The following is a 12,912-nucleotide window of genomic DNA, read 5'->3' on the forward strand; positions in this document are numbered from 1 at the left end:
CCTCTCGCCGATCGCCCCTTCTCGGACGGGGGCGGTCGCGTGACGGCGGCCGACCTGCGTCAGGCGCTCAGAGCCGTGCGCAGGGTGGTGGCCATCAGGTCGATCGCTTCCTTCCCTTCCGGCACCGGGCCGGTGTGGGTGAAGTAGTGGTCGACGCCCTCGAAGACGCGGTGGGTGACCGGCACGCCGGCGGCCTCCAGGGCCTTCGCGTAGGTGGCGCCCTCCTCGTACAGGCGGTCGTTCCGCGCGGTGACGACCAGGGCGGGCGGCAGTCCGGCGAGGTCGTCCGCGAGTCCGGGCGAGACCAGAGGATGCGTGAGGTCCGCGGGGTCCGGGACGTAGGCGGCGGTGAAGATCCGCATGAGCTGCGGCGTGAGCAGCGGCTTGGCGAGGGGTGACGGCTTGGTGGCCGGGTCGGCGAGCTGGTCGAACGGCGCCGAGTCGAGGATCTGGAGCCGGGGCGTGAAGGTGCCGCGGTCGCGGGCCGTGCGGCAGACCGCGGCGGTCAGGTTGCCGCCGGCGCTGTGTCCGCCCACGGCGAGTCGCGAGCCGTCCCAGCCGCCCGTGGCACCGTTCCCGGCGATCCACTCGGTGACGTCGTAGGCCTGGGTGACGGGAGCGGGGAACGGCCGCTGCGGGGCCACGGCGTAGTCCACGTTGATCACGACGCAGCCGGCCGTGGCGGCTATGTAGCGGCAGATGTGGTCGTCCTGCTGGGGTCGGGCGACCACGAAACCGCCGCCGTGGAAGTTGACGTACACGGGGGCGGGAGCCGCCGCGCCGGCCGGCGGACGGTAGATGGTACAGGTCACCGGCCCTGCACCGGTCTCCACGCGGAGGACCTCGGTCCGCTTCGGGACGTCGGTGAACCGCAGGTCCTTGTGTACGCGGGACATCACGCGGCCGAGCAGCAGCTGGACCGCTCTGGCCTGGATTCCGGGGCTGAAGGGCATGGCTCGGCCACCAATCACTGCAACGTTAAATTAACAGGATTCCTGATAATGAACCGCCCGCACCGCATCGCGCAACGGTGGGACGGGAACGAAAAGAGTGCCCGCGGCGGTGGGCCATTCCCGGAGCCTCGGACCGCAGACACAGACGCTGCCGCTGCCGCTGCCGCTGCCGCAGACGGGAACGGGCAGTCGGGCAGTCGGGCAGTTGGCCGGGCGGGCGGCATCCGACGGGCATCAGGACGGGGCAGCGCATGCGGTCCGCCCGACGCGGCAGGCGACGGGGCTCGCGGGTCTCTTCCGAGGCATCCGGGGGGCGGCGCCCGCGGAGCGTGACGGCCGGTGGCGGCGGGTCGTTGCACCGGTCGCCGGACCGCCTGCCTCCCGTCCGTCCCCGTCCTCCCCCCCCGTCCGCCCCCGCCCTGCCTCAGGAACCGCCTCCATGTCCGTTCAGCCGTTGTCCGTGCCGGTCCCCGCTCCGCCCGGGCCGGACCGCGTCCGTGAGGCCCGCCGGACATCCGGGTACCGGCCGCTGCCGCCGCGGCCGTGGTGGCGGCGGGCCGCGGCGCTCGCGGTGCTCGCCGTTCTTCCGCTGTACGGGGTGTGGGCGGTCTTCCTCGCGACGGGCGGCGGCGACCTCGCCGCCCAGTACGCCTGGGCGGGCTTCGTCGCCCGCAACCCCGACACGGCGTACGGGCTCTTCTGGTACGGCGGCACGCACACCGCCAACTACAGCGTGCTGTCACCTCCGTTGATGGCGGTGCTGGGCGTGCGCACCGTCTCCGTCCTCGCCGGGGTGACGGCCACCTGGCTGCTGGGCGCGCTGCTGGAGCGGACCGTGGACAGGGCGCCGCTGTGGCCCGCGCTGCTCGGCGCGTTCGGGCTGTGGGCGAACGTCGCCTCGGGCCGCACCACGTTCGCCCTCGGGCTGGCCTTCGGGCTCGGAGGTCTGCTGGCGCTGGCCGGGCGGCCGGACCGGGCGGGCCGGCTGACCGCGGGCGCGCTGGGCGCACTGCTCGCGACCCTGGCGAGCCCGGTGGCCGGGCTCTTCCTGCTGGTGGCCGGCGCCGGGTATCTGCTCGACCGGCGCTACGCCAGGTGCCTCGTGCTCTGCGTGCCGCCCGTCGCCGTCGTCGCGCTGACGGCCGCTCTGTTCCCCTTCCAGGGTGAGCAGCCGATGGCCGCGGGCCGCATGGTGATGCCGGTGGTCCTGTCCGCCGCCGTGGTGTGGGCGGCTCCCCGGGCGTGGCGGGTGGTGCGGGCCGGGGCGGCCGTCTACGCCGTCGGGGTGGTGCTGACCTGTCTCGTCCCCTCGCCGATCGGCACCAACGTGGAACGGCTCGCGGCGCTCTTCGCCCCGGCGCTGCTGTTCGTGTGCCTGAGGTCCGCCGTGCGGCCCGGCGGGCTCCGGGCCGTCACGGCCCGGGCGCGCCCGCTCGCCCTCGCGCTCGCCGCGTCGGTCGTCTGGACCGGCGTGACGACCGTCAGCGACCTGCGGGTCGCCACGTCCGTACCGGCCTGGGCCGTCCACACCGACGGGGTGCTCAGGGAACTCGACCGGCTGGGCGCGGATCGCGACCGGGTCGAGGTGGTGCCCGCGCGCAACCACCGAGAAGCCGCCCTCTTCGCCCCGCACGCACAGCTGATGCGGGGCTGGAACCGGCAGTTGGACGTCGAGCGGGGGCGCCTGTTCTACGAGGAGGCCCTCGACGCGCCGCGCTATCACGCCTGGCTGCGCCACTGGGCCGTCGGTCACGTCGTCGTGCCGAACGGGACACCCGACGGGCCCGCCGAGCACGAGGCGGCCCTGGTCACCTCCGGGCAGGACTGGCTGAAGCCCGTCTGGCGCGACGCTCATTGGAGGATCTACCGCGTCCTGGACGCGGAGCCGCTCGTCTCGGCACCGGCCAGGGTGGTGCGGGCGGGCGAGGCCGCCGTGGTGCTGAAGGTGCCGCGCGCCGGCACGGTGACCGTACGGGTGCGGTACTCGCCGTGGCTGCGGGCCGACGGGGCCTGCGTACGCCCTGACGGGCCCTGGACGCGGCTGACCGTGCGGCGGGCGGGGGTCTACCGGCTCGACTCCAGCTATGCGGACGGGCCCTTGGAGGACGGCGGCTGCCTGCCGGAACGCGGCGGAAAACGGAGGGACGGCTGACGGCCCGGCCCGCCCTCCTGCCCTCTCGGGGCTCCAGGGGGCGGGCCGGATCGTGGCGCGCTCGGCGGTGTCAGCCGACGAGCGTGACGTCCTGCTTCTGTGCCGCGTGGAAGTACGGCAGCGGAAGGCCCCCGCCGGAGCGCAGTTCCATCAGCGAGGCCTCGACCCGTGCCGCGCCGGGCTTGAACCGGCCCGGCTCCGTGCGGTCGGTGTTCGTCCAGCGGTGCTCGGCCCCGTCGCAGACCGCGCTGGTGCCGCCGACACCCTTGCGGACGCCGCTCTCGCCCTGGCCCAGGGAGGAGCTCACGAAGACCGGACCGGTACCGCCCGTGCACCGGTAGGTGCCGGACAGCGTGACCGTGCCGTCCGCCGTGACGCTGCCCGTCGGGTCGACGGTCACCGTCTCGAACGGCGCGGCGGACGCGGGTGGTTGGGACAGGGCGTGCGCGGAAGGGGCGGCGAGCAGCAGCAGGGCCGAACCGGCGGCTGTGCCCATGACCTGGCGCAATGTCATCGGAGTACCTCCTGGAAGTGGGGCCTCCACAGGTACCGGCCCGGCGCGCCCGCGAGCGTGATCATCACCCCTTTGGTGGCGAGTCCGCACCGTCCGTCCTGGGCTCGTCCGAGTGTTGTCCGCGTGTTGTCACGTTTCCCTTCCGGCTGTTCCGATGAGTTCTCGGCAGGCGCATGGTCTATCCATACGAGCGGCGACGACGCCGACCAACTCCTCGCAGGCGGAGGCCCATCATGTGTTCTCACCAGACTTCGTGCCCCTCCGCCGGCCGCCCGGACCGCGACGACGCGCACATCGTCGCCGCCCACCCCGAGCAGGGCTGGTACCTGCTGTGCGACGGCGCGATCGTCTTCGACGACACCGGCGCGCTGCTGCCCGACGGACGGGTCGTCGGCCCGCACCGGGTGCCGGCCGCGCAGTTGGCCATCGCCGCCTGACCACTCCCGGACTGTGTCGACGACACGAGGCCGGGCGCCGGCACGGGGCCGGGCGCCGACAGGGGCACGCGAGCCACCGGCCATGACAGCCACCGGACGTCAGAACCGCTGGGCCATGAGAGCCACCGGACGGCGAAAGCCGGTTATCGCGCCCCGTTGACTGTCGTCAGGACATCGATACGCTCCTGGTGCCGTCCCACCACGACAGGGAGCGGATGACCTTGGAGCTCAGGCACCCCCGGGGCGTCAACCCGGGACGCGCGGAGGGTCGTTCCGTACGAACGGAAAGTGATCCCCTGCCCCCGGTTGGTGATCTCCGGTGACGGTGACGATCTAGAGTGATCAACGTGTCCGAGCAGCACGCCCCCCGGTCCCTCATCGTCACCTTCTACGGCGCGTACGGCCGCTTCGCCCCAGGTCCCGTACCCGTGGCCGAACTGATCCGGCTGCTGGCCGCGGTCGGCGTGGACGCGCCCTCCGTGCGTTCGTCGGTGTCCCGGCTCAAACGCCGCGGGCTGCTCCTGCCGGCCCGCACCGCGACCGGCGCCGCCGGGTACGCCCTGTCGCCGGACGCGCGGCAGCTGCTCGACGACGGCGACCGGCGGGTCTACGCGGCCTCGCCCCCCGCGGACGACACCTGGGTCCTCGCCGTGTTCTCCGTGCCGGAGTCCGAGCGGCAGAAACGTCACGTGCTGCGCTCCCGCCTGTCCGGTCTCGGCTTCGGGACGGCCGCACCGGGGGTGTGGCTCGCCCCCTCCCGTCTCTACGAGGAGACCCGTCACACGCTGGAGCGGCTGCGGCTCGACGCGTACGTGGAGCTGTTCCGCGGGGAGCACCTGGGGTATGCGCCGACGGCCGAGGCGGTCGCGCGCTGGTGGGACCTGGCCGCGATCGCCAAGCAGCACGAGGCGTTCCTCGACCGCCACGCGCGCGTGCTGCACGACTGGGAGGCACGGTCGGACACCCCCGACGAGGAGGCGTACCGCGACTATCTGTTCGCTCTCGACTCCTGGCGCCACCTCCCGTACGCCGATCCGGGGCTGCCTCCCGCGCTGCTCCCCCAGGACTGGCCCGGCGCCCGCTCGGCGGCGGTGTTCCGGGCCCTGCACGAGCGGCTGCGGGACGCCGGGGCGGCCTTCGCGGGCGTACCGGCGCGGCCGCCCCGGGCCTGAAGCGGCGCGGGGCGGCCGCGCTGAGGGCCGGCCGACCTGGGCGTCGCGGCCGTGCCGACGGCCGCTTCGTACGGCCCGGACGCCGTGCGCCCGCGCTGGGAGGCGCGCTACACCAGGGGCCTGTCAGCCCTCCAGGACTTCCGTCATGGACACGCGACAGAACGGGTCACGGAGTCACGACTCCGTTCGCCGGGTCACGACTCGTCGATAGCACGGTAACGACGGGAGCAGACCGCGGGAGACAGACCGTTCATCTGGGTAAGCAGCCCGACAGCAGGCCGAACGTCCCGAAAAGTGCCCGCCGAGCGCCTCTGTCCGGTTGCGTCGTACCATTCCTAAAGTTGAAAGCAGGACATCCTGCTCCATGAACGGACCCGCCTTGCACGAGCCACACGCCCCAGCCTCCTGGCGCATCGCCCTGCCGCACACCGCAGCGGCCGTGCCCGTCGCCCGCGCCCTGGTCCGTACCGCACTCGCCGAGATCGAGTACACCGCCGACAGCGACACCGCGGAACTGCTCACCGCGGAGCTGGTGGCCAACGCCGTGGAGCACACCAGGGGCGACGCCCCCATAGAGCTGGTCGTGGAGCTCCTGCCCACCGGGTGTCAGGTGGAGGTGCACGACCCCGATCCGGCCCCGCCGGGCGATCTCACGGTCCCCGATCCGTCGGACGAGCCGGACCCCTGGCAGGAGCACGGCCGCGGGCTGCTGCTGATCCGCACCCTCAGCTCGTCGTGCGGCCATCGCCCGACGGAGTCCGGGAAGGCGGTCTGGTTCCGGCTGCCGGTGGTACCGCACCAGCGGAAGCCGGCATAGCGACGCCCGAGCGATTCCGCAGGTCACACCCCCGCGTGAGCCGGTAACGGCGCCGGGCGCTCAGGCCAGCGTCGCCACCAGGACCGCCTTGATCGTGTGCAGCCGGTTCTCCGCCTCGTCGAAGACGACCGAGTGGGCCGACTCGAAGACCTCGTCGGTGACCTCCAGGGAGTCCAGGCCGTGCCGCTCGTGGATCTCGCGGCCGACCTTGGTGCCCAGGTCGTGGAAGGCGGGCAGGCAGTGCAGGAACTTGACGTCCGCGTTGCCGGTGGCGCGCAGGACGTCCATCGTCACGGCGTACGGGCCGAGGGCGACGATGCGCTCGTCCCAGACCTCCTTGGGCTCCCCCATCGAGACCCACACGTCCGTGGCGACGAAGTCGGCGCCCGCGACACCCTCGGTGACCTCCTCGGTGAGCGTGATCCGCGCCCCGCTGCGCACGGCGAGCTCACGCGCCTGCTCCACGACCTCCTCGGCGGGCCAGTAGGCCCTGGGCGCGACGATCCGTACGTCCATGCCGAGCAGCGCCCCGGTGACCAGGTACGAGTTGCCCATGTTGAGGCGGGCGTCGCCGAGGTAGGCGAAGGCGATCTCGTCGAGCGGCTTGGCCGAGTGCTCGGCCATGGTGAGCACGTCGGCCAGCATCTGCGTCGGGTGCCAGGCGTCGGTCAGGCCGTTGTAGACGGGCACGCCGGCGTGGGCCGCCAGCTCCTCGACGCCCTCCTGGCTGTCCCCCCGGTACTCGATCGCGTGGAACATCCGGCCGAGCACCCGAGCGGTGTCCTTCACGGACTCCTTGTGCCCTATCTGCGAGCCGGACGGGTCCAGGTACGTGGTCGACGCGCCCTGGTCCGCCGCCGCGACCTCGAAGGCACAGCGCGTGCGCGTCGAGGTCTTCTCGAAGATCAGCGCGATGTTCCGGCCCCGCAGGTGCTGGGTCTCCGTCCCGGCCTTCTTCGCCGCCTTCAGCTCGGCGGCGAGCTCGATCAGGCCGCGGAACTCCTCCTGCGTGAAGTCCAGCTCCTTCAGGAAGTGTCGGCCGGCGAGGGCGTACGGGACTGTCGCCATGGGGGCGCTCCAGGGTTACGTAAACAGGGACTCTTGGAATTCTATACGACGCTCCACATTTCTATACGGTCTCGTTTTCGAGACGACTGTCCCGCTCCCCGGGCATCGGTCCCGCTCCGGGGCGGCGCGACGCGTCAGGGGCCCTCGGAAACCGGGCCTAGCCCACCGGGTCCCGCTCGACCGGGCAGCTCATGCAGCGCGGTCCGCCGCGCCCCCGCCCCAGTTCGCTCCCCGGGATCTCGATCACCTCGATGCCCTGCTTGCGCAGATGCGTGTTCGTGGTCTGGTTCCGCTCGTAGGCGACGACGACGCCCGGCTCGACCGCGAGGACGTTGCAGCCGTCGTCCCACTGTTCGCGCTCGGCGGCGTGGACGTCCTGCGTGGCGGTCAGTACGCGGATCCTGTCGAGCCCCAGTGCCGCGGCGATCGCGCGGTGCATGTGCTCCGGCGGGTGGTCGGTGACCTTCAGTTCCTTGTCGCCGACGCCCGGTTCGATGGTGTACGAGCGGAGCATGCCGAGCCCCGCGTACTGGGTGAAGGTGTCGCCGTCGACCATCGTCATCACCGTGTCGAGGTGCATGAGGGCACGCTTCTTCGGCATGTCGAGCGCCACGATCGTCTGTGCCGAGCCGGTGGCGAAGAGCTTGTGCGCGAGCATCTCCACGGCCTGGGGGGTGGTCCGCTCGCTCATGCCGATGAGCACGGCGCCGTTGCCGATGACGAGTACGTCGCCGCCCTCGATGGTGGACGGGTAGTCGGCCTGCCCCTCGGACCACACGTTGAACGTTTCTTCTCTGAACAGCGGGTGGTGCCGGTAGATCGCCTCGAAGTGCACGGTCTCGCGTCTGCGCGCGGGCCAGCGCATGGCGTTGATGGAGACGCCGTCGTAGATCCAGGCGGAGGTGTCGCGGGTGAAGAGGTGGTTGGGCAGCGGTCCGAGCAGGAAGTCGTCGAGGTCCATGACGTGGAAGCGCACGGACGTCGGCTCCGCGTGGGCCTCCAGGAACTCCCGCTTGGTCGTCCCGCCGACCAGCACCTCGGCCAGCTCGCCCGCCGGCAGCGTCTCGAAGGCGGCCCGCAGGTGGTCGGTGGCGAGCGGCCCGTACTCCTTCTCGTCGAAGACCCGGTCCAGGACGAGCGACCGGGCCGCCGGGATGGCCATGGTCTCGGTCAGCAGGTCACCGAAGAGGTGGACGGTGACTCCGCGGTCCCGCAGGACGTCCGCGAAACCGTCGTGCTCCGCGCGGGCCCTGCGCACCCACAGCACGTCGTCGAAGAGCAGGGCGTCCTTGTTGCTGGGGGTGAGCCTTTTGAGCTCCAGATCCGGCCGGTGCAGGATGACGCGGCGCAGGCGCCCGGCCTCGGAGTCGACATGGAATGCCATGTCTCCATCCTGACCATCCGGACGCGCGTTCACCCACCGAAGTGCGGAGGTTTTCGCCCCCGCCGCTCCTGCCCGCCCGGACCCCGGCGCCCCCGCTTCCCGGCTTCCCGGCTTCCCGGAACGCCGGAACCCCGGACGGGCTGAGGCTCTCAGCCCGTCCGGGGTTCCGAAAGCGTGCGCTCCAGGGCGAGGCGACCCCTGCAGACCTCTACAGCCGCGGGTCCACCGGCTCCGACTCCAGGGCCAGTACCCCGAACACCGCCTCGTGGACCCGCCACAGCGGCTCGCCCTCCGCCAGCCGGTCCAGCGCCTCCAGCCCCAGCGCGTACTCGCGGAGCGCGAGCGAGCGCTTGTGGTTGAGGAAGCGGCCCCTCAGCCGGTCGAGGTTCTCGGGCCGGGTGTACTCCGGCCCGTAGATGATCCGCAGGTACTCGCGGCCCCGGCACTTGATCCCGGGCTGCACCAGGCGTCCCTCCTTGCCGCGCGCGAGGGCCTGGACGGGCTTGACGACCATGCCCTCGCCGCCACGGCCGGTCATCTCCAGCCACCAGTCGACGCCGGCCTCCACCGAGGCCGGGTCGTCCGTGTCGACGAAGAGACGCCGGGTGGTCCGCAGCAGTCCGGACGGGTCGGCCGTCACCAGCCGGTCGATCAGCGTGAGCTGCTCGTCGTGCGGCACACCCGCAAGGCTCCGCCCCTGGACGGCGAGGATCTGGAAGGGCGCGAGCCGCACGCCGTCCAGGCCCGACGTGGTCCAGCAGTACCGCCGGTAGGCGTCGGTGAAGGAGGCCGCGTCGACGGCCCGTTCACGCTGCTTGGCGAGCAGGTCCGCCACGTCGACGCCCCGCGCCGCGGCCCCTTCGAGTGCGGCGACCGCTCCCGGGAACACGGCACCGGCGGCCGCGCCCACCGCGGCGTACTGCGAGCGCAGCAGCCCCGACGCCTTCAGCGACCAGGGCAGCAGCTCGGCGTCGAGCAGCACCCAGTCCGTCTCCAGCTCCTCCCACAGCCCGGCCTCCGTGACCGCGTCCCGCACCCGCCCGAGGATCTCCTCGGTGACGGAGAGGCCCTCGGACGAACCGCCGGCCTGTTCCGCGAAGAACGGCCGTCCGGTACGGGTGTACAGCGCGCCCGAGGCGCCGGCCGCTCCGAACCGCTCCCGCGCGGTCCCGGCGTCCCGGCACACCAGCGCCACCGCCCGCGACCCCATGTGCTTCTCCTCGCACACGACCCGGGCGACCCCGTCCGCCCGGTACTGCGCGAAGGCCTCGGCCGGGTGCTCCAGGTAGCCCTCCACCTTGGACGTCGCGGTGGGCGCCATGGTCGGCGGCAGGTACGGCATCAGCCGCGGGTCCACGGCGAAGCGGCTCATGACCTCCAGGGCCGCGGCCGCGTTCTCCTCGCGCACGGAGACCCGGCCCGCGTGCCGGGTCTCGACGACCCGGCGGCCGTGCACGTCCGCGAGGTCGAGCGGCCGTCCCTCGTGACCGCCCGGCGCCTCGGAGGCCAGCGGCTTGACCGGCTCGTACCAGACCCGCTCGGCCGGTACGTCGACGAGTTCGCGCTCCGGCCAGCGCAGCGCGGTGAGCTTGCCGCCGAAGACGGCACCGGTGTCCAGGCAGATGGTGTTGTTCAGCCAGGTGGCCTCCGGGACGGGGGTGTGGCCGTAGACCACGGCCGCCCGGCCGCGGTAGTCCTCGGCCCACGGGTAGCGCACCGGCAGCCCGAACTCGTCGGTCTCGCCGGTGGTTTCGCCGTACAGCGCGTGCGAGCGCACCCGGCCCGACGTACGCCCGTGGTACTTCTCGGGCAGCCCGGCGTGGCAGACGACGAGACGGCCGCCGTCGAGGACGTAGTGGCTGACGAGTCCGTCGACGAACTCCCGCACCTGCTGCTTGAACTCCTCGCTCTCGCCCTCCATCTGCTCGATGGTCTCGGCGAGGCCGTGGGTGTGCTGGACCTTGCGGCCCTTGAGGTAACGCCCGTACTTGTTCTCGTGGTTGCCCGGCACGCACAGGGCGTCGCCCGAGCCGACCATGGACATCACCCGGCGCAGGACGCCCGGGGAGTCCGGGCCGCGGTCGACGAGGTCGCCGACGAAGACGGCCGTGCGCCCCTGCGGGTGCACGCCGTCGGCGTAGCCCAACTTGCCCAGCAGGGCGTCCAGTTCGGACGCGCAGCCGTGGATGTCGCCGATGATGTCGAACGGGCCGGTGAGGTGGGTCAGGTCGTTGAACCGCTTCTCGGTGCGGACCTCGGCGCTCTCCGCCTCCTCCGCGCCCCGCAGGACGTGCACCTTCCGGAACCCCTCGCGCTCCAGGTGCCGCAGGGAGCGCCGCAGTTCGCGGGTGTGCCGCTGGATGACGCGGCGCGGCATGTCCGCGCGGTCGGTGCGCGAGGCGTTGCGCTCGGCGCACACCTGCTCGGGCACGTCGAGGACGATGGCGATGGGCAGCACGTCGTGCTTCCTGGCGAGCTCGATCAGCTGCTTGCGGGCCTCCTGCTGCACGTTGGTCGCGTCCACGACCGTGCGCCGGCCCGCCGCGAGCCGCTTGCCCGCGATGTAGTGCAGGACGTCGAAGGCGTCCCCGCTGGCGCTCTGGTCGTTCTCGTCGTCGGCGACCAGGCCCCGGCAGAAGTCCGACGAGATCACCTCGGTCGGCTTGAAGTGCTTGCGCGCGAAGGTGGACTTGCCCGAACCGGACGCGCCGATCAGCACGACGAGGGAGAGGTCGGTGACGGGCAGCGTGCGCACCCTGGTCTCGTTGTCGTCGCTCATGCGGCCTTCTCCCCCTTCGCGTTCCGTGTGATGGCAGTGCTTGCTGCGGTCTCGGTGGCCGCGGTGAAGACGGCCATCTGCGTCGGCGGCCCCACCTCCGGGTCGTCGGGGCCGACCGGTACGAACTCCACGCCGTACCCGTGCCGTGCGGCCACCGCGCCCGCCCAGTCCCGGAATTCGGCGCGGGTCCACTCGAAGCGGTGGTCGCCGTGCCGGACGTGGCCGGCCGGGAGGCTCTCCCAGCGGACGTTGTACTCGACGTTCGGTGTCGTCACGAGCACGGTCCTCGGGCGCGCGGAACCGAACACCGCGTACTCCAGGGCGGGCAGCCGCGGCAGGTCGAGGTGCTCGACGACCTCACTCAGCACCGCGGCGTCGTATCCCTTGAGCCGCTTGTCGGTGTACGCGAGCGAGCCCTGGAATAGCTTGACGCGGTCGGCCTGCCGCTCGCCCATGCGGTCCAGTTTGAGGCGCCGGGAGGCGATGGTGAGGGCCCGCATCGAGACGTCGACCCCGACGATCTCGGTGAAACGCGGATCCTTCAGCAGCTCCTGCACCAACTGGCCCTGCCCGCACCCGAGGTCGAGCACACGAGCGGCATCGGCGGCCTTCAGCGCGGCGACGATCGCGTCCCGTCGGCGGACGGCGAGCGGTACCGGCTTCTCCTCGGTGTCCGCCTGCTCGTCCACCGCGTTGTCGATCTCCTCGACCGCGCTGTCGTCCGTCTCGGCGAGCCGGACGAGCTCCAGCCGCTCCATGGCCTGCCGCGTCAGCGACCAGCGGCGCGACAGATAGCGGCTGGTGATCAGCTTCTGCTCCGGGTGGTCCGGAAGCCAGCCCTCCCCCGCCCGCAGCAGCTTGTCGACCTCGTCACTGGCGACCCAGTAGTGCTTGGCGTCGTCGAGCACCGGCAGCAGGACGTACAGATGGCGCAGCGCGTCGGCGAGACGCTGCTCGCCCTCCAGGACGAGGCTCACATACCGGGAGTCGCCCCACTCGGGGAACTCCGGGTCCAGCGCCACGGGTTCGGCAGCCACCGTCCAGCCGAGCGGTTCGAAGAGCGCGCGTACGAGACCGGCGCCGCCGCGGGCCGGCAGGGCCGGCACCTCGATGCGCAGGGGCAGCGGTCGCGCGGGCAGCTCGGGCCTGGCGTGGCACGTCCCCTTCATCGCGCTGGAGAACACGCTGCTCAGCGCCACGGCGAGCAGCGAGGACGCGGCGTAGGGGCGGTCGTTGACGTACTGCGCGAGAGCCGCGTCCGGTGCGCCGCCACGGCCCTTGCCCTTGCCGCGCCGGACCAGTGCGACCGCGTCGACCTCCAGGAGCAACGCCGCCGTGCAGCGCTCCGCGCTCGCCTCGGGATAGAGGACGTGCGCCTTGCCGTAGGAGGTGGAGAACGCCTGCGTCTTGTCGGGATGCTTGTGCAGCAGGAAACCGAGGTCGGTCGCGGGGCGCTCCGGGGAGCCGGTGGTACTGATCGTCAGGAACACTGTTCTGCCTCGAAACGTCTTCTGAACTGCGGGAACCTACCGTGCTGCCCGATCACGGCGCACCGGGGCACGCACGCGTCGGACACCGGCGAACCACAGCGATGGGAGTGCGCGCCCCCAGATCACCGCTCCTGGCCCTCACTCGC

General features: G+C 72.3%; 10 protein-coding genes. 4 read left to right on the forward strand and 6 right to left on the reverse strand.

Annotated features, from left to right (window positions below; genetic code table 11):
- Positions 1-59 precede the first annotated feature (59 nt).
- Positions 60-953, reverse strand: coding sequence for an alpha/beta hydrolase (locus KUF83_RS08315; RefSeq protein ID WP_217453939.1), 894 nt, complete (start codon positions 951-953; stop codon positions 60-62).
- Positions 954-1,392: 439 nt separating this feature from the next.
- Here KUF83_RS08315 and KUF83_RS08320 point away from each other — a divergent pair, with 439 nt between their 5' ends.
- Positions 1,393-3,105: a hypothetical protein gene (locus tag KUF83_RS08320; protein ID WP_254643545.1), complete on the forward strand. Its 1,713-nt coding sequence runs from the start codon at positions 1,393-1,395 to the stop codon at positions 3,103-3,105.
- Between the two features lie 70 nt (positions 3,106-3,175).
- Here KUF83_RS08320 and KUF83_RS08325 read toward each other — a convergent pair whose 3' ends face one another.
- Positions 3,176-3,619: a DUF6299 family protein gene (locus tag KUF83_RS08325; protein ID WP_217453940.1), complete on the reverse strand. Its 444-nt coding sequence runs from the start codon at positions 3,617-3,619 to the stop codon at positions 3,176-3,178.
- 233 nt (positions 3,620-3,852) lie between these two features.
- Here KUF83_RS08325 and KUF83_RS08330 point away from each other — a divergent pair, with 233 nt between their 5' ends.
- The 3 genes from KUF83_RS08330 to KUF83_RS08340 all read left to right on the forward strand — a co-directional run bounded on the left by KUF83_RS08330 (position 3,853) and on the right by KUF83_RS08340 (position 6,045).
- Positions 3,853-4,056, forward strand: a complete 204-nt coding sequence (locus tag KUF83_RS08330; RefSeq protein WP_217453941.1) for a DUF5999 family protein — start codon at positions 3,853-3,855, stop codon at positions 4,054-4,056.
- A gap of 338 nt (positions 4,057-4,394) precedes the next feature.
- Complete coding sequence (locus tag KUF83_RS08335; protein WP_217453942.1) at positions 4,395-5,228, forward strand: PaaX family transcriptional regulator C-terminal domain-containing protein; 834 nt, start codon at positions 4,395-4,397, stop codon at positions 5,226-5,228.
- A 364-nt stretch (positions 5,229-5,592) separates the two neighbouring features.
- Positions 5,593-6,045 (forward strand): ATP-binding protein, encoded by a 453-nt coding sequence (locus KUF83_RS08340; RefSeq protein ID WP_217453943.1) that lies wholly within the window; start codon positions 5,593-5,595, stop codon positions 6,043-6,045.
- Positions 6,046-6,105: 60 nt separating this feature from the next.
- Here KUF83_RS08340 and argF read toward each other — a convergent pair whose 3' ends face one another.
- From argF to KUF83_RS08360, 4 genes are all read right to left on the reverse strand, one after another.
- Positions 6,106-7,113 carry an ornithine carbamoyltransferase gene (gene argF / locus KUF83_RS08345; RefSeq protein WP_217453944.1) on the reverse strand — a complete coding sequence of 336 codons (1,008 nt, stop codon included), beginning with the start codon at positions 7,111-7,113 and terminating at the stop codon, positions 6,106-6,108.
- 157 nt (positions 7,114-7,270) lie between these two features.
- Positions 7,271-8,497, reverse strand: a complete 1,227-nt coding sequence (locus KUF83_RS08350) for an arginine deiminase (protein ID WP_217453945.1) — start codon at positions 8,495-8,497, stop codon at positions 7,271-7,273.
- Positions 8,498-8,705: 208 nt separating this feature from the next.
- Complete coding sequence (locus tag KUF83_RS08355; RefSeq protein ID WP_217453946.1) at positions 8,706-11,276, reverse strand: polynucleotide kinase-phosphatase; 2,571 nt, start codon at positions 11,274-11,276, stop codon at positions 8,706-8,708.
- A complete protein-coding gene (locus KUF83_RS08360; RefSeq protein ID WP_217453947.1) occupies positions 11,273-12,766 on the reverse strand; it encodes a 3' terminal RNA ribose 2'-O-methyltransferase Hen1 in 1,494 nt (497 codons plus the stop codon). The genes KUF83_RS08355 and KUF83_RS08360 overlap by 4 nt, the downstream gene beginning before the upstream one ends.
- Positions 12,767-12,912: the final 146 nt, after the last annotated feature.

Source organism: Streptomyces sp. BV286, from assembly GCF_019090165.1.
In the GTDB taxonomy this organism is placed as follows: Bacteria; Actinomycetota; Actinomycetes; order Streptomycetales; family Streptomycetaceae; genus Streptomyces.